Origin of the sequence: Chloracidobacterium sp. N, from assembly GCF_018304765.1 — a bacterium.
Taxonomy (GTDB): domain Bacteria; phylum Acidobacteriota; class Blastocatellia; order Chloracidobacteriales; family Chloracidobacteriaceae; genus Chloracidobacterium; species Chloracidobacterium aggregatum.
In genome coordinates this window covers 118,020-135,081 of record NZ_CP072643.1, presented here as the reverse complement: position 1 = coordinate 135,081, position 17,062 = coordinate 118,020, and the positions used below count along the sequence as shown (strand labels likewise).

Here is a 17,062-nt window from a genome sequence, read left to right as displayed (position 1 = left end):
GGCATTGCCGCTTTCGCCAGCCGGAACAGTTACGCGCAGCACAGGGTGCGGGAGACCTGTGAGGCTCAGCAACGGAAGCCGTCATTGTTGACGACTGTCAGATGTGATACCAACGGCAACCTTGAAAACGCCAAGTACAAGGGCAATCACCGGCACCACCGGAGTTTTCCCGAAGTCGCCCACGCCGAGACCGAAACATCATGCGCTTCCCCCTTCAATTCACGATTGCGCAAGCCCGCCACCGCGCCAGAATGGAACGCCTTGGTCGGAAACGTTACCCGACCGTGCTCATGCTCGAACCGCTCTACACCTGCAACCTCGCCTGCCTGGGCTGTTCGACCGAGCGTTACACCGGCAAGCTCTCCGACCGGCTGCCGCCGGAACAGTGCTTTGCTGCGGTGGATGCCTGCGGCGCGCCCATCGTCAACATCTGCGGCGGTGAGCCATGCCTGTACCCGGAACTCAAAGAGCTGCTTGAAGGGCTGTTTGCCCGCGACAAGCATGTGATCTTCTGCACCAATGCGCTTAAGCTCGAAGAAAAACTCTTCGGCGTCGTGCCGCCCACCCACCGGCTGCTGCTGATGATTCATCTCGATGGCATGCGCGAAACCCACGATTACGTCACCAACCGCGCCGGGGTGTTTGACAAGGCCATTGATGCCATCCGAAAAGCCAGAAAACTCGGCTACAACGTCTATCTGAACACGACGGTCTTCCGCGAAACCAGAATCGAGGAAGTCGAACAGCTTTGCCAGCTCGTGGATGAACTCGGCGCAAACGGGATTCTGATTTCTCCGGGCTACGAGTACCAGAGCGTCAAAAACGACATTTTTCTCAACCGCGAACAGACGCACGAAAAATTCCGGGCCATCCGCGCCTTTGCGAAGAAATACAGGATCAACGCCACGCCCAAGTTTCTGGACTTTGCTGCCGGCCTCATTGAGCTTCCCTGCGCACCGTGGTCCACGGTCAACTACACGCCGAAGGGCTGGAAAGCGCCCTGCTACCTCATCGAGGGCGAAGGCTATTTCCAGGACTTTGAGACCTTCTGGAACACGGTTGACTGGGACTACTGGGAAAGCCGTCAGGACCCGCGCTGTGTCAACTGCAAGATGCACAGCGGCTCGGAACACAGCGCCGTCGAAGAAGCCATGAAAACCCTGCGCGGCAAGCTGCAACTCGCCGCCTGGTCGCTGGGTATGGGGGTATGAACACGGCGCAGGACGGACAAGCACCAGGCCGCCAGTCACGGCTGAAAAGCGGCCTCAGTCAAACCGACATCAAGCCGCAGGTCACGCCATTCGGTCAGACTGACCCGTTGGCCGTCCACGGTTTCGAGCAACTCGATGGGCAGATTGACCTGGGCATCCACCACGTAGAGCCGCACCCGATTGCCACGCGCCAGCCGCAACAGGTAGGCATCGCCCCGGAGCGTCACAGCGGCTTCCGCGCCAGCCTGCAACGTCTGCGCAATCTCTTCGATCAGACTGCCAAAGTCACTGCGGGCAAAATCGCGCAGTTCATCCCGCACCAAAAAGGTTGGGATGGGAAAGCCATTTTTGCGCAGGCTGGTTTTGCCGTCCCGGCCCAGGACGACAACCGAGCCCTTCGACCGGCCGACGCGCCCCACCAGCTTGATGAGATGCGGCTTTTTGAACGCATAGTCGCTTTCGGAAAATTCATCGGGCCGTCTGAAGTTCCGCTCAATCAGACGACAGGTGTAGTCCTGCACGCGCTCAAACGCGGCCCGCATGCGTTCGACCAGTTCCGAGGGGGCCAGATCATCCGCCCCGGCCGGGCCGGGCAGCCCGATCAGCAGCAACCCCAGCACGACGGCGACCAAGTTGCGACGAAATACCGGTCCGCTCATGAAACCCGCCGCCCTCCTTCGGGCCGGGGAACCAACCGTCTGGCAACGGACAGCCTTGAAATCAACCTCCGGGCGGAGGCAGCACGCCCTCCCCACGGGGTCACGGAGAACATAAACACACTATGCCGATGAAAACCTTGCTGCTCAATCCACCTTCCTTCGAGGGCTTCGATGGCGGAGCCAGTTCGCGCTGGCCGGCGACGCGCGAAATTGCGTCCTACTGGTATCCGGTGTGGCTGGCCTACCCGGCCGGCATGATTCCCGGCGCGCGGCTGCTCGATGCCCCCCCCCATGGCATCAGCCTCCAGGAAACCCTCAAGATCGCCCAGGATTATGAATTCATCGTGCTGTTTACGAGTGCGCCGGGGCTGCATAACGACCTCAAACTGGCGCGGATGTTCAGGGAGCAGAACCCGCACGTCAAGATTGCTTTCGTCGGTCCGCACGTGACCGTCCGGGCGGAAGAAACGCTGCGGCTGGCCGCCGGGGCGATTGATTTCGTCACCCGCAAGGAATTCGACCACAGCGTGACGGAGTTTGCCATGGGCAAGCCGCTCGCCGACATTGACGGCATTGCCTACCTTGACGCCAACGGGCGCTTCATCTGCACGCCTGACCGGCCGCCCATCCACGACCTCGACGCCCTGCCCTGGGCGACTGAAGTCTATGCCCGCGACCTCGATTACACGAAATACAACGTGCCCTTTCTGCTGCACCCCTACGTGGCGTTTTACTCGACGCGGGGCTGCCCGGCCCTCTGTACCTTCTGCATGTGGCCGCAGACGATTTCCGGGCACCCCTGGCGCAAGCGGTCAGCCCAAGACGTAGCGAATGAATTTGCCCACGCCTGGGAGCTGTTCCCCAAACTGAAGGAAATCTTCTTCGACGACGACACGTTTTCCTACCAGGCATCGCGGACCATCGAAGTCTGCGAAAAACTCAAGCCGCTCAAGAAAACCTGGTCCTGCACCGCGCGCGTCACCACAACCTACGACGCCCTGAAGGCGATGAAGGAAGCCGGCTGCCGGCTGCTGATCGTCGGGTTTGAGTCCGGGGACGACCAAATCCTGAAAAACATCAAGAAAGGCGCCACGACCGAGATGGCGCGGCAGTTCATGAAGCACTGCAAAAAGCTCGGTCTGGTCGTTCACGGCGATTTCATCCTGGGTCTGCCCGGCGAGACGCCCCAGACCATCGAGAAAACCATCCGCTTCGCCAAAGAACTCGACTGCGAGACCATCCAGGTTTCGATTGCCCACGCCTATCCGGGTACGGAACTCTATGACCACCTCGTGGAACAGGGCTGGCTGACGGAAGGGGCGATGACGGACGAAGAAGGCCATCAGCTTCCGCACATCGAATATCCCGGACTGACCAAGGGCCAGATTATGAAGGCCGTCGAAGACTTCTATGACGGCTACTACTTCCGGCCCAGGATCATCGCCCGGATTGTCGGGAAAGCCATCTTTGACGGGCAGGAACGGAAACGCCTCTACAAGGAAGCCCGTGATTTTCTGCGGCTGCGCTCCAAGCGGCAGGCGTATTACCGCAGCCAGGTGGAAACGGCCGGGACTCACAAGGGAGTGTAGCGCCGCCATTTCCGGCACGCGCGTCCAGCGCCGGGCAGGTTGCAGGCGATGTCCATCAAGCTCATCATCAATGCCGACGACTTCGGGGTTTCCTCCACGGTCAACCAGGCCGTGGTCACGGCCCATGACGAAGGCATCCTGACGAGTTGCAGCCTCATGGTCGGGGGCGATGCCTGCGACGAGGCCGTGGCGCTGGCCAAAGCCCGTCCCCGCCTGAGCGTCGGACTGCACCTGACGCTGGTGTGCGGCAAATCCGTCCTGCCCCCCACGGAAATTCCACACCTCGTTGACGGCCAGCGGCAGTTTGCTTCCAATCCGGTCATTGCCGGAGTACGGTACTTTTTCGACCCACGCTGCCGGGCGGAACTGCGCCGGGAAATCCGCGCCCAATTCGAGCGTTTTCTGGCCACGGGGTTGCCCTGCTCCCATGTGGACGGCCACCTGCACTTTCACCTGCACCCAGTGGTCTTTCCCACTGTAGCGGCCTGCGCTGCCGCGTTTGGCGTCCGGTTCGTCCGCCTGCCACGCGAGCGGCTCTGGCGCAATCTGGCCATCCGGCGGCAGGGCTGGCCCGTCAAGGTGGGACACCGGATGGTGTTTGGCTGGCTTTCCGCGCTGGCCACCAGACACCTGCGGCAGCACCACCTGCGCGCCGTGGACGAAGTTCACGGACTCTACGAAACCGGACGCTTCACGGAAGACTACTGGCTGGCGCTGCTCGACCGCCTGAGTGCCGCCCCGCAGGAAGTGTATTGCCACCCGGAGGTGGCATCGCCTATGTTGCCGGCACATAACGCCCAGGGTCCCGCCGAACTGGCGGCGCTGTTGAGTCCGCAGGTCAAAGCCCGCCTCCGGCAACGACACATCCAGCCCGTGACCTACGCAGACTTGTCATGAAACTCCATCCTTTTGTGGCGGCTTCGGTCATCGTCAATTCGCTGGGCAATGTCCTGCTGACGCTGGCGATGAAGCGTCTGGCCCCCACCCTTGAAGCCCACCTGGCGGCGTATGACGTGGGGGCGGTGCTTCTGACCCTCGCCACCGACGTGACCTTTCTGGGTGGACTGGCTCTGCTCATCGCGTTCTTCATCCTGTTTTTGACGCTGCTCTCCAAGCTCGATCTGAGTTACGTCCTGCCGGTCACGTCGCTGGGCTATGTCATCACGGCCCTGCTGGGCGCGCTGCTGCTCAGAGAAACCGTCTCGGCGCTGCGCTGGACAGGCATTGCCGCCATTGCCATCGGGGTTTACCTCGTGACACGCAGCGCCGAGGCCGACCGGCGCACTTCACGTCTGGAGGCAACGTTATGACGGCCTCCGTCTCTGTCGTCATTGCCCTGATTGCCGGCATTGTCGTGTTTGGTACGGTGGGCGACCTCATCCTGAGCCGGACCATGAAGCAGGTTGGGCGGGATGACCTGCGCACCTGGCGCGATGCCCTGCGGCTCGCCGGGCGTACGCTCGGTGCACCGGGGTTTTACCTCGGTGTGGCCTGTATGGCCGGCGCGTTCGTTTCACTTCTGGCGGCCCTTTCCGTAGCGCCGGTGAGTCTGGTGGAGCCAGCGACGGCGCTGAGTTTCGTTCTCAATACCTTGGGCGCCCAGTTCCTTCTCAAGGAACGGGTCAACCCCACCCGCTGGATGGGCACGCTGCTCGTCACCGGCGGCGCTTACCTGCTGTTTTTCTGACCCCTCACTGCATCGCCATGACTGCCGGCTGCCTTCTGATTTCATTCCCCGACACGGAGACTGGAGACTAGTCCATGCGTGTCACCCCCTGGCTGTTTGCCGGTCTGGCGTTGCTGGTGGTGGCTTCGAGCGCCTACCAGTTCGTCGTTCTGCTGGGCACGCTCTGGTTCCGGCGTCTCCGCTTCCGGGAACAGCGCAGCCTCACCAGCTTCACCCCTCCGGTCAGCGTCCTCAAGCCCATCCGTGGCGCCGATGACGACCTTGAAGCCTGCCTGGAAACATTTTTCCGCCAGGATTACCCGCACTACGAAATTGTCTTTGCCCTCCACGACCCGGAAGACGCCGCCGTTGCCGTCATCGAGCGCCTGCGCCAGATCTATCCCGGTGTACGTACCACCTGCGTTTTTCAGCCGCCGCCGCTGGGCATCAATCCCAAAGTTGCCAACCTGGCCCATGCCCTCGACGCCGCACGGTACGACACCGTCGTGCTGAGCGACGCCGACATTCGCGTTCCACCCAACTACCTGCGCACCGTCGTCCGCCCGTTGCAACATCCACAGGTGGGCGTCGTGACCTGCCCCTACCGGGGAACGGCGGATGGCGGACTGACCGCCCATCTCGAATGTCTGGGCATCAGCACGGACTTCATGGCCGGGGTGCTGGCGGCCCGGATGACCGAAGGGATGAGCTTTGCCCTTGGCGCCACGATTGCCACCCGCAAGACGGTCATCGCGGATTTTGGCGGCCTGTCCCGCCTGGCCGACCATCTGGGCGATGACTACCTGCTCGGACATCTCACCCACCGGGCCGGTTACGAAGTGTGTCTGTCTTCCTGTGTCGTGGAGACGGTTGTGCCGCGCATGACCTGGTGCGACTTTCTCAGTCATCAACTGCGCTGGGCGCGCACCATTCGGACGGCCCGCCCCGGCGGTTACACCGGAATGTTCATCACGCATACCTTCTGGCTGGGGTGGCTGCTCGTCGCGGCATTCCCCGCCGTCCCGCTTGCCTGGCACCTCTTTCTGGTTGCCCTGACCCTGCGGTTTCTGGCGGCGTGGCAGATGGCACACATTCTGGGAGACCGCGCCACAATCCGCCGCCTTGGCTGGCTTCCGCTGCGGGACCTCCTCCAGGTGGCCATCTGGATGGGCGGCTTTGGCGGGCGGACCATCACCTGGCGCGGGCAGATATACCGTCTGGCCGGCGACGGACGCCTTCTTCCCTACCCCGTGCCGGAACGTCACTAGCCAGCCGTCCCACCTCCAACTTCCGGGAACAGCGCCACGACTTGCTTTTCAGGTTGTAATCTCAAAGCGTTTTGGTATGTTTGCGGACACTTTCGGGCCACTCTACCTGCGCGACAGCCGCCACATGCACAACGGACCCGACAGATACGCACCTTGCAGACGGGTTCCGCCCTGGGCCCCACGAGGATATGTCCATGCGTTGCCTGCGTTCACTTCCATACCTGCTTTCAGTGCTGCTCATTGGCGGCGTCCCACTGCTTTCGGCCTGCGGCTCACGCAACATTGCCGGCAGCAATGCCGTTCTGACGCCGCCTCCCCAGACCCAGGCGCTCAACAAACCGCTGTGTCCGACGCCGAACGAGCGTGCGCTGTCAGCCAGCGATGTCACGCAGATCATCACCCAGGCCGTCACCCGCGCTGTTGCCCTGAACCTGCGCGCCACGATTGCCGTGACCGACCGGGAAGCCAATGTCCTGGCCGTGTTCCGCATGACTGGTGCCAATCCCAACACGTTCATTTCGGGCGGTCCACTGGGTGGACGGCCGATCCCCAGCGAACTGGCGGCCATTTCCAAAGCCGGCACCTGTTCGTTCTTCGGCACGACCGGCAATGCATTCACCCCACGGACGGCGAGCTTCATCGTCCAGGAACACTTTCCGCCAGGGGTGTCCTTCACGCGGGGCGGACCGCTGTTCGGCGTCCAGTTTTCGAGTCTGCTCTTCAGTGACATCAACCCCCGGCTGCCTCTGGGGCTGTCAGCCGATGCCGGCGGCGTGCCGCTGTACATCGGCGACTCACCCGTAGGCGGCATCGGGGTTGAACTCGACGGCAACTACAGCCTCGACCCGGACCCGACCGACAACGACCAGGCGCCGGAGGAAATCATCGCTGTCGCCGGTTCACGGGGTTTTGAAGCGCCGGCCGGTATCCGGGGCAATCAGATTCTGGTGGATGGTGTCGCCCTGCGGTTCGTCAATGCGCCGCCACCCGTCGCCGAGCCGCCGGTCAACCTCGCCGCCCAGGGAAGCTTCATGGTCATTCCGGCCTTTGGCACTCAAGCCACGCCCAGAGCCGGCGTCCCGTTTTTGGGCCCCGGCAGTCAGTTTACCTGCGGCACACTCGGTGGGCGGCCGGTGCGTATCTTCACACCGCTGGCCAACATCACGCCCAGCGCCCAGCTTTCGGTGGCCGAAGTGGAACGGTTACTGTCCCAGGCCATCCAGCAGGCGTACGCCACCCGCGCCGGGATTCGCCTTCCCCTCAACAACTTTGCCGAAGTCAACGTGGCCGTCGTGGATGCCAACGGCAACCTGCTCGGACTGCGTGGGACCCCCGACGCCCCGGTTTTCGGATTGGATGTCTGTGTGCAGAAGGCCCGCTCGGCTGCCTTTATGAGCAATCCCAATGCCGGCGCCATTCTCACCGCGGCCGGGCTGGGCAGCTACGTCAGCCGCGCCGCGGCCGATGGCATTCCGCTCAACGGCGCAATTGCCTTCAGTTGCCGGGGTCTGGGCGATATTCATCGTCCGTTTTTCCCGGATGGGATTGACTGCACCGGCTCGGGACCCTGCGTGCCCAATGCGCCGGGGCCGTTCTCAAACGGAAGCCGGCTGTTTACCAGCACCAACGTGTGGAGTCCGTTCAACACCGGACTCCAGCTTGATCTCATTGCCGGCACGCTGGCCGACATTCTTACCAATTATTCCAACCCCGGCAGCGTGCCGGTCATCCGCCGCCCGCCGGCAAATGTCCGCAACGGACTCCAGATTTTTGCCGGCGGCGTGCCGCTCTACAAAAACGGCGTCCTGGTCGGGGCCATCGGCATCAGCGGCGATGGGATTGACCAGGATGACATCATTGCCTCGTTCGGCTCGGCCGGCTTTGAATCTCCGGCCAACATACGGAGTGACCAAGTGATCGTCCGTGGCGTCCGCCTGGCGTTCGTCAAATTCCCCCCCAATCCCAATCTGTGAACACCTGCTGCGGCTGACGAAGCAAAGTGAACGAGGTAAGGTGGGACGTGGTCAAGACCGTGCGCCTCAAACTGGTCATCCTGTGGCTTGCTCTCATCGGGAGTGGCTGGTTCAGCCTGGCCCAGTCACCAGGCAAGCCCTCGCCGGCCCAGGCGCCTGCCGGGTCGGCAACGGGCACTTCTGCGCCGGCGCCGACCGGGACGATTTACCCTCCCGCGCCGGAAGACAACCTGCCGGAAGGGGCGTTCCGGCATGACCAGCACCCGACGGGCGACGTGGCCATCGTGGACAAGGAACTCATCCGCTTCAACGGCGGCAAGCCCACCATTCAGCTTGACTGCAACTACTGCCACCTCGTGCGGCCGGAAGAAGTCCGCGCCGACGGATTTGGGCAATACCCGCTTGAAACGCCGGCCTACCTGCAGAAGTACGCCGGACGGCAGGCCCCGGTCAAACACTCCGCCTGTACTGCCTGCCACAGTTTTATGGTGACGCCCGGCAACCGCGCGCGTATGGCCAAACTCCAGGCCATGTGCGCGGTCTGTCATAACGGGCCACCAGTTGGTCAGACGGCCAAAGACATCCACCCATTCCCCAATCCGGCACGGCAAACCCAGTTCGGGGCGCTGTACTCCCACGCCATTTCGGCCCATGCCAAAGAAAGCTGTGAAAGCTGCCATCAGGTGCAGGGCACACTGCCGATGCTGACCGGCACGCCGGAAGCGGCGCGGCGCAACATCTATGTGTCACGCCCCGAACACCGCGAGTGCTTCGTGTGTCACATCGAAAATGCCAAAACCCTCACCGGCCGGGACGCCGCCGAGCCGTATGCAACCAACTGTGCCGGTTGCCATCCACTGGAGCGCCAGCCCGACCGCCGTCTGCTCCGTGCGCCGCGCTATACAACCATCACCTCAGAGTTTCAGCACGGCAGCCACCACGCCGTGTTCAACCGGCAGTGGGACCCCGGCAAACCGTTTGAGACCATCGAGTTTCTCAACAAACTCGGCAAGGTGACGCCCCTGGCGGCCATGACGCACCCCGACGCCGCCAGCCGGCAAACGGCTCTTTCCTGCCGGAGTTGCCACGGCAATCTGCTGACGCTCACGAAGGAACTCCGGGACGCCCGTCCGAAACGCGGCAAAAAAAGCAAGGAAGAGTTTGCCAAAGAAAAACTCGAATGGGACTGGCTGGTGCAGACCACCTTCCGGCGCAACCCGACCTATCCGGCCAACCAGTCCTGCGCCGGTTGCCATGGCTTCGAGCGCATCGAGAAAATCAACGACAAGGACACCAAGGAACGGGTGCAGCGCCTGGCTCCCCTGCCCGGCTTTGCGCCGGCACAGCACAGCTTCATGGCGGTGTTCAACCTGGGAAGCTGCGATAGCTGCCATCCGTCAACCGTGAGCAAGACCAAACCGGAAAGCCACAAGCTGCGCCGTCCGGCAGCGTCAGAAAGCAAGTGAGTCGTCGCCCGTCACCCACGGGAAGACACCTGAACCCGGCCTGTATCCCATGCCAGAAACATCCGATGTGTCACCACCGACTGCGACACCGACCGCGCCGCCACGGGAGATCAGCCGGGCGCGCCGGGCGGCCTTTCTGGCGCTGATGCGCGTCGAGACCGATGAAGCCTGGTCCAATGAAGCCCTCGATGCGGCCTTTGCCCGGTTGTCCCCTTCCGGCGACCCGGAACAACTGGCTGCCGACCGCCGCCTGGCGACGGACATCGTGCTGGGCACGCTGCGCTGGCGCGGCAAGCTCGATGCCGAGCTTCGGGAACATGCCGGACGGGAACTGACCACCCTCGATCCGGCCGTGCGGACGGCCCTGCGCATGGGGCTGTACCAGATCACCTTCCTGACGCGCACGCCGCCCTTTGCGGTCGTCCACGACGCAGTGGAACTCGTCAAACAGTCGTCCGAAAGCAGCCATGCCGCCGGGTTCGTCAACGCCATCCTGCGCGAAATCCTGCGGCAGCGCGGTCTGGATGAGCACAAGCTGGCTCCGGTCCGGCGGATTCTGAAAAAACCGACGCCTCCGCCGGTTCCGGCCAAACGAACCCGCCGCAAGGTGCTGCCCCCACCCCCGCCTGCCCGTACCTCACCAGCCACCATCACCGACCGGGAAGCCGAGCTGTCCCATCCGGCCTGGCTGCTGAGCCACTGGGCGCGCGCCTTGGGAGAGACCCGCGCCACCTGCATTGCGGCCACCAACAACCTGCCGGCGCCGACCTTCATCTGGCTCAATCCGCTCCGCCAGGACCCCCAAGTCACATGGCAGGAACTGACTGCCGCCGGGTTCACACTCCAACCCTTCGCCGGGCTGCCGGAAACCTGTACGGTTGAGGGCAATCTGTCGGCCCTGGCACCGTTTCTGACCAGCGGCAAGGTTTACGTGCAGGACGCCGGCTCGCAGCAGGTCGCCCGCTGGCTGGGCGTCCAGCCGGGGCAGCGCGTGCTCGATATGTGCGCCGCGCCGGGCGGCAAAACGGCCCAGCTTGCAGCCCTGATGCAGAACGAAGGCACGATTACGGCGCTGGATGTCCATCCGCACCGGGTCGCGGCCATGGAGCAGAATCTGGCCCGGCTGGGCGTCCGCATCGCCCGGTGCTACGTCGCCGACGCCACCTCGACGCATCTGATTTCCCCGGCCGACCACCGCCGCTCCCGCAAAAAACTGCCCTTTTCACTCTTCCCGGATTCCTTCGATGCCGTGCTGCTCGATGCGCCCTGTTCCGGCACCGGGACGCTGCGCCGCCACCCGGAAATCAAGTGGCGGCTGACGCTGCGCAAACTGTCCGAACTGGCCGGGATTCAGACCCGGCTGCTCTGGAACGCGGCCCAGGCCGTCAAGCCCGGCGGCTTCCTGCTCTATGCGGTCTGCTCCCTCGAAGCCCGTGAAGGCGAAGAGGTCATACGGATTTTTCTCAAACACCACCGCAACTTTGAGGTTGTCCCCCCACCTGATGCCGGCGACGCGCTGACCAGCGAAGGCTTCCTGCGGCTGTGGCCCGACCAGGACGGAACGGATGGCTTTTTTGCGGCGCGGCTGCGTCGCCACGGCCCGGACTAAGGACAGACGCCTGAGAAGCCCACCCGGAGAAGCTTCTGGAGAGGAACCCACCGCCGTGAAAATCGGTATCACCTGCTATTCGTCCTATGGCGGAAGCGGCATTGTCGCTTCCGAACTCGGTCTGGAACTGGCCGCCCGCGGCCACGAGGTGCATTTCATCTGCGCCACGCTGCCCCTGCGCCTCAGCCGCATGCCGGACCACATGCACTTCCACGAGGTCGAAGCCACCAACTACGCCCTGTTTGACACCGCGCCCTATGCCCTGGCCCTCGCGGTACGCATGGCCGAAGTCGCGCTCGAATACGAACTCGACCTGCTGCACGTCCACTACGCCATTCCGCATTCGGTCAGTGCCTTCCTGGCGCGGGAGATGCTCAAGGACACCCGCCCGGTGCCCTTCATCACCACCCTGCACGGCACAGACATCACGCTGGTCGGCACTGACCGCTCCTACCTGCCCATCACGCGCTTTGCCATCCGGCAAAGCGACGGGGTGACTTCCGTTTCGGAGTACCTGCGCGCCGAAACCTGCCGCGAATTCGACATCTGCACCGACACCCCCATCGAGGTCATTCCCAACTTCATCAACAGCCAGGTTTACCGGCGGCGGGAAAATCCGGCGCTCCGCGCCACCTTTGCCAAACCTGATGAACCCATCCTGGTTCACGTCTCCAACTTCCGCGCCGTCAAACGTACAACCGACTGCATCCGCATCGCCGCGCGGCTCAGCCGCCACCTCCCCGTACAGTTGGTCATGGTCGGCGACGGCCCGGAGCGCGCCCAGGCGCAGTGGCTCGCCCGGCAGAAAGGCATTGCCAACCGGGTTCACTTCGTCGGCAAGCAGCCCGACATTCCCGCCTACCTGTCGCTGGCCGATGTACTGCTCCTGCCTTCCGAATCGGAATCCTTCGGGCTGGCGGCGCTCGAAGCCATGGCCTGTGAAGTGCCGGTGATTGCGAGTTGTACGGGGGGGTTGCCGGAACTCGTCACGCCCGGCGAAACCGGCTTTCTGGCCGAAGTCGGCGACATCCAGGCCATGGCCGACCACGCGCAGCGGCTGCTGACCGACGCCGACCTGCATCACCGCATGCGCCAGGCCTGCCGGCGTGTTGCCGTGGAAAACTTCAACGCCAACGACATCGTGACCCGCTACGAAGCCTACTACCGGCGGGTCATTGAGCAGTTCCGCGCCCGGCGCGGCTGAACCGGCACCGCCCGGCGCGTCACCATCGCAACCGCCGGGTTCCGGGCAGCCGCCGCCCTTTTGTGAAAAAACATGCAAAAAGGGCTTGGAACGTTCGGAAAAACACGCTAGATTAGCGGCACTTCGTACGGCAGCACACGAAGCCCGAGGCTTCGGCGGTAGTGCGAATCACCTCCCCGGTTCATCTGTCGCTGCTGTCAAGTGTACGAAATCAGACGCCTGATGACATTGATGACGTTTCGAGTATCCGTCCCGTTGCTGTCCCCCCACCTACTGTTGCGTCCAGGCCTGTTGCGTCCAGGCACCTGCGGGATAAGGCGACTCGATGGCTACCCTGAACAACAGTGACGACGTCCCAGATCGGCAAGCTGTGTCCTGACTCCCCATCGCGCCCGTCCCCTGCCGGATGGACGGGCAGTGCTCTGGCTAGCACCTGGTTTTCAGCCGGGCGGGGAGTGGCGCGCAACAGAGGGGTTTGATTATGGCTCAACATTTCCATCGCAGCATGAACACGATCGCGAAGGTTTCGATCTTCGGAGCCGTGTTCATCATCGGGTTCAGTGCGTGGCTGCTGCTTGAAATCAACCGCTCGTCGAACGTCACCAACGTGGGGATTGCCCTCCCCCAACCGGTGCAGTTCAGTCACCAGCACCACGTTGCCGGGCTTGGTATCGAGTGTCGCTACTGCCACACCTCGGTTGAACACTCGTCCTTTGCCAACGTGCCCCCGATTTCGACCTGCATGAACTGCCACCAGCAAATCTGGTTTGGGGCGCCGATGCTTGAACCCGTCCGTGCCAGTTGGAAATCCGGGCAGGCCCTGGAGTGGAACCGCGTTCATAACCTCGGCGATTACGTCTATTTCAACCATGGCGTCCATGTGCAGAAAGGCATCGGGTGTGTGTCCTGCCATGGGCGGGTGGACCAAATGCAACTCATCTACAAGGACCAGCCCCACACGATGGAGTGGTGCCTGAACTGCCACCGGAATCCGGCACAGCACATCCGGCCGCGCGACCAGGTCTTCAATATGACGTGGAAGCCAGAAGACATTGGCGAAACGCAAGCCAGTTTGGGAGCGCGTCTCGTCAAGGAATACAACATCGAACCGGCTCGGAAGCTCACGAGTTGCTCGACCTGTCACCACTGAACCACTGAAGCGCGACGCCATGACCGATCATTCTGTACCTTCCTCCGTCCCTTCCCCGCCGAACGCCCGCCAGCCGGAACCAACCCACTGGCGCGGTATCGAACGGCTGCTCGCCGACCCGGAAGCACAGGCGGCGCTCGCCGAGACCTTTCCGCGTCAGGCGTCACTGCTTGGCGATGCCCTTGACCGGCGGCACTTCCTCAAAATCATGGGTGCCTCCTTCGGGCTGGCCGGACTCACCGCCTGTAGCGCCTACCCGGACGACGGCAAAATCGTGCCCTACGTCAAAGCGCCGGAGGAGATTGTTCCGGGCAAGCCGCTGTTCTACGCCTCGACCTTCAGCATGGGCGGGCAGGTGACGGGCGTACTCGTCGAAAGCCACATGGGCCGCCCGACCAAAATCGAAGGCAACCCCGATCACCCGGCCAGCCTGGGGGCGACGGATGCCTTCACCCAGGCGGCCATCCTGACCCTCTACGACCCGGACCGCTCCCAGACCACCCGCTACTATGGCGATGCGCGGCCCTATGACATGTTTCTGCGCGACCTGCGCAAGATGCTTGACCAGCACCGGGCTGACCAGGGCGCCGGACTGCGGATTCTGACGGAAACCGTTACCTCACCGACGCTTGGCTTCCAGCTTCAGCGCATTCTGGCTGCCTTTCCAAAAGCGAAATGGGTGCAGTACGAGCCATGCGGCCGCGACCAGGTGCGCGCCGGGGCCAAGCTGGCCTTTGGACGCGCTGTGGCCACGCAGTACCGCTTCGAGGACGCCGACGTGGTGGCGGCCTTCGATGCCGACTTCCTGGCGGCCGGACCCGGCCACGTGCGCTATGCCCAGGATTTCAGCCGCCGGCGTCGCGCCCGCTTCGGCCAGGACACGACCAAACAGATGTCGCGGCTGTACATGGTGGAGTGCACGCTCACGTCCACCGGTACCGTGGCCGACCACCGGATTGCGGTGCGCCCCAGTGAACTCATCGAAATTGCCAATGCTGTCGCCGTCGGGCTGGGAATTGACACCGGACGCCCGGCGCAGCCGCCGGCAGCCCATGCGAAGTTCGTCGAAACGCTCGTCAAAGACCTGCAGGCCCACGCTGGCAAGAGCCTGTTTCTCGTCGGGGACTACCAGCCAGCGGCCCTGCACTTCCTCGCCCACGCCATCAACGCCAGGCTGGGCAACGTCGGAAAAACCCTGTTTTACACCGACTCGCCCGAAATCGCGCCGACCGATCAGGAAGCTGAGTTCCGGCAACTTGTGGCGGACATGCACGCCGGCGCGGTCGAAACCCTCATCATCCTGGAAGGCAACCCGGCCTATACGGCGGCGGCGGACGTGGACTTTGCCGGCGGGTTGCAGAAGGTCAAACTGGCCGCCCACCTCAGTCTCTACTTCGACGAAACCTCAGCCCGCTGCCACTGGCACATCCCGGCCTCGCACTTCCTCGAATGCTGGGGTGATGCCCGCGCCCACAACGGCACGGTTTCCGTGCAGCAGCCGCTCATTGCGCCGCTTTACCGGGAAACCAAATCACCGCTGGAACTTCTGGCGGCCTTTCTGGATGAGTTCAACCAGAACAGCGATGAAATCGTCCGCCACTTCTGGCAGCGCAACCTGGCGCAGTTGAAGTCCGGCAAAGCCTTCACGCCGAATGCCACTGGCCCGGTGCGCGTGGGACGCAATGCTGTCGGACTGCAAGACGACTTCGAGAAGCAATGGCGACGCACACTGCATGACGGCTACCTGGACGGCTCGGGCTTTACGCCCATCGAGGTCACACTGACCGGTGTCGCCTCCCAGGTGCTCGCCACGCTTCCCAAACCAGCCGGTGACGGGTTGGAAGTGGTTTTCCGCCCCGATCCGATGATTCACGACGGACGCTTTGCCAACAACGGCTGGTTACAGGAAACACCGAAACCACGCACGAAACTCACCTGGGATAATGCCGTCATTGTCTCGCCTCGCACCGGGGCCAAACTGGGCGTTGTACGGACGCATGACGCCGACCCCTACGGGGTGGTCGAAGTGGAAGTCGCCGGGCGGCGGGTACGCGGCGCGGCGCTCATTATCCCCGGCCACCCGGACGACACGCTGACGCTGCACCTGGGCTACGGGCGGGAGCGCGCCGGCAGTGTCGGCAACGGCGCCGGTTTCAATGCCAATGTCCTGCGGGCCGCAGACCATCTGTGGGCTGCCAGCGGGGCCAAGGTCGCCAAAACCGGCGAGACGGCCCGCCTGGCCTGCACCCAGATGCACTGGGAAATCGAAGCCGCCGGGGCCTTTGAGCGGCGGCAGCTCGTCCGGGAAGCCACCCTGACGGAATACCTCTCCGACCCACAGTTTGCGCGCACCGAGTTCGATGACCCGAAAGCCCGCAAACTGACGCTGTTCGAGCCGCCGGACGACTACACCAAGGGCTATGCCTGGGGCATGGTCGTGGACATGAACGTGTGTACCGGCTGCCAGGCGTGCGTTGTGGCCTGCACGGCCGAAAACAACATCCCCATCGTGGGCAAGGCCGAAGTGCTGCGCGAACGCGAAATGCACTGGATTCGGATTGATCAGTACTACAGCGGCGACCCGAACGATCCCAACCTCGCCCTGCACCTGCAACCGGTCATGTGCCAGCACTGCGAAATGGCGCCGTGTGAACTGGTCTGTCCGGTGGCCGCGACGACCCACAGCCCGGAAGGCATCAACGAGATGACCTACAACCGCTGTGTCGGGACGAAATACTGCGCCAACAACTGCCCCTACAAGGTGCGCCGGTTCAACTTCCTGCACTACTCCGACTATGACACGCCGGTGCTGAAGCTGGGGCGCAACCCGGACGTGACCGTGCGGACGCGCGGGGTGATGGAGAAATGTACCTACTGCATCCAGCGCATCAATGCCGCGCGCATCGAGGCTGAAAAAGAAGACCGGCGCATCCTGGATGGCGAAGTCATCACCGCCTGCCAGGCTGCCTGCCCGACGCAGGCCATCATCTTCGGCGACATCAACGATCCGAACAGCCAGATTGCCCAGTTGCGCCGGGAGCCGACGAACTACGGGCTGCTGGCCGAACTCAACGTCCGTCCCCGGACTTCCTACCTGGCGAAAGTGCGCAACGTCCACCCCGACCTGACGCCTTCCCGCAAGCAGGCGACCGGTCACGGCGGCGGTCATTCCGGCGGACACCACAGCGGCAACGCCGCGGAACCCCACGGCAGCGGCACGCCGGACAAGCCCACCGGAAGTCACGCGCCCGGTCACTGAGAAAGCAC

At 63.3% G+C, this 17,062-nt stretch carries 13 protein-coding genes; 12 read left to right on the top strand and 1 reads right to left on the bottom strand.

Annotated features, from left to right (window positions below; all coding sequences use genetic code 11):
- Window positions 1-200: 200 nt before the first annotated feature.
- A complete protein-coding gene (gene hpnH, locus J8C05_RS11670; protein WP_211423713.1) occupies window positions 201-1,211 on the top strand; it encodes an adenosyl-hopene transferase HpnH in 1,011 nt (336 codons plus the stop codon).
- A 35-nt stretch (window positions 1,212-1,246) separates the two neighbouring features.
- On the opposite strand, the gene J8C05_RS11665 is transcribed toward hpnH, so the two are convergent.
- Window positions 1,247-1,870 carry a hypothetical protein gene (locus J8C05_RS11665; protein WP_211423712.1) on the bottom strand — a complete coding sequence of 208 codons (624 nt, stop codon included), beginning with the start codon at window positions 1,868-1,870 and terminating at the stop codon, window positions 1,247-1,249.
- Between the two features lie 122 nt (window positions 1,871-1,992).
- On the opposite strand from J8C05_RS11665, the gene hpnJ reads away from it, so the two are divergent.
- The 11 genes from hpnJ (at window position 1,993) to J8C05_RS11610 (ending at window position 17,054) form a co-directional block, all read left to right on the top strand.
- Window positions 1,993-3,459, top strand: a complete 1,467-nt coding sequence (gene hpnJ, locus J8C05_RS11660; RefSeq protein ID WP_246840797.1) for a hopanoid biosynthesis associated radical SAM protein HpnJ — start codon at window positions 1,993-1,995, stop codon at window positions 3,457-3,459.
- Between the two features lie 48 nt (window positions 3,460-3,507).
- Window positions 3,508-4,356 carry a hopanoid biosynthesis-associated protein HpnK gene (hpnK, locus tag J8C05_RS11655; RefSeq protein ID WP_211423711.1) on the top strand — a complete coding sequence of 283 codons (849 nt, stop codon included), beginning with the start codon at window positions 3,508-3,510 and terminating at the stop codon, window positions 4,354-4,356.
- Window positions 4,353-4,769, top strand: coding sequence for an EamA family transporter (locus tag J8C05_RS11650; RefSeq protein ID WP_211423710.1), 417 nt, complete (start codon window positions 4,353-4,355; stop codon window positions 4,767-4,769). The genes hpnK and J8C05_RS11650 overlap by 4 nt, the downstream gene beginning before the upstream one ends.
- On the top strand, window positions 4,766-5,146 hold the full coding sequence (locus J8C05_RS11645) for an EamA family transporter (RefSeq protein WP_211423709.1): 381 nt from the start codon (window positions 4,766-4,768) through the stop codon (window positions 5,144-5,146). The genes J8C05_RS11650 and J8C05_RS11645 overlap by 4 nt, the downstream gene beginning before the upstream one ends.
- A gap of 74 nt (window positions 5,147-5,220) precedes the next feature.
- Window positions 5,221-6,393 (top strand): bacteriohopanetetrol glucosamine biosynthesis glycosyltransferase HpnI, encoded by a 1,173-nt coding sequence (gene hpnI, locus J8C05_RS11640; protein WP_211423708.1) that lies wholly within the window; start codon window positions 5,221-5,223, stop codon window positions 6,391-6,393.
- Between the two features lie 194 nt (window positions 6,394-6,587).
- Window positions 6,588-8,366 carry a GlcG/HbpS family heme-binding protein gene (locus tag J8C05_RS11635; protein ID WP_211423707.1) on the top strand — a complete coding sequence of 593 codons (1,779 nt, stop codon included), beginning with the start codon at window positions 6,588-6,590 and terminating at the stop codon, window positions 8,364-8,366.
- Between the two features lie 26 nt (window positions 8,367-8,392).
- Window positions 8,393-9,832: a cytochrome c3 family protein gene (locus tag J8C05_RS11630; RefSeq protein ID WP_211423706.1), complete on the top strand. Its 1,440-nt coding sequence runs from the start codon at window positions 8,393-8,395 to the stop codon at window positions 9,830-9,832.
- A gap of 67 nt (window positions 9,833-9,899) precedes the next feature.
- Window positions 9,900-11,441 (top strand): transcription antitermination factor NusB, encoded by a 1,542-nt coding sequence (locus tag J8C05_RS11625; protein ID WP_211423705.1) that lies wholly within the window; start codon window positions 9,900-9,902, stop codon window positions 11,439-11,441.
- Between the two features lie 55 nt (window positions 11,442-11,496).
- The gene (gene bshA, locus J8C05_RS11620) at window positions 11,497-12,645 is read left to right on the top strand and encodes an N-acetyl-alpha-D-glucosaminyl L-malate synthase BshA (protein WP_211423704.1); all 1,149 of its coding nucleotides are present in this window, start codon (window positions 11,497-11,499) and stop codon (window positions 12,643-12,645) included.
- Window positions 12,646-13,150: 505 nt separating this feature from the next.
- Window positions 13,151-13,795, top strand: a complete 645-nt coding sequence (locus J8C05_RS11615; RefSeq protein ID WP_246840796.1) for a cytochrome c3 family protein — start codon at window positions 13,151-13,153, stop codon at window positions 13,793-13,795.
- A 19-nt stretch (window positions 13,796-13,814) separates the two neighbouring features.
- Window positions 13,815-17,054 carry a TAT-variant-translocated molybdopterin oxidoreductase gene (locus J8C05_RS11610; protein WP_211423702.1) on the top strand — a complete coding sequence of 1,080 codons (3,240 nt, stop codon included), beginning with the start codon at window positions 13,815-13,817 and terminating at the stop codon, window positions 17,052-17,054.
- The last annotated feature ends 8 nt before the right edge of the window (window positions 17,055-17,062 follow it).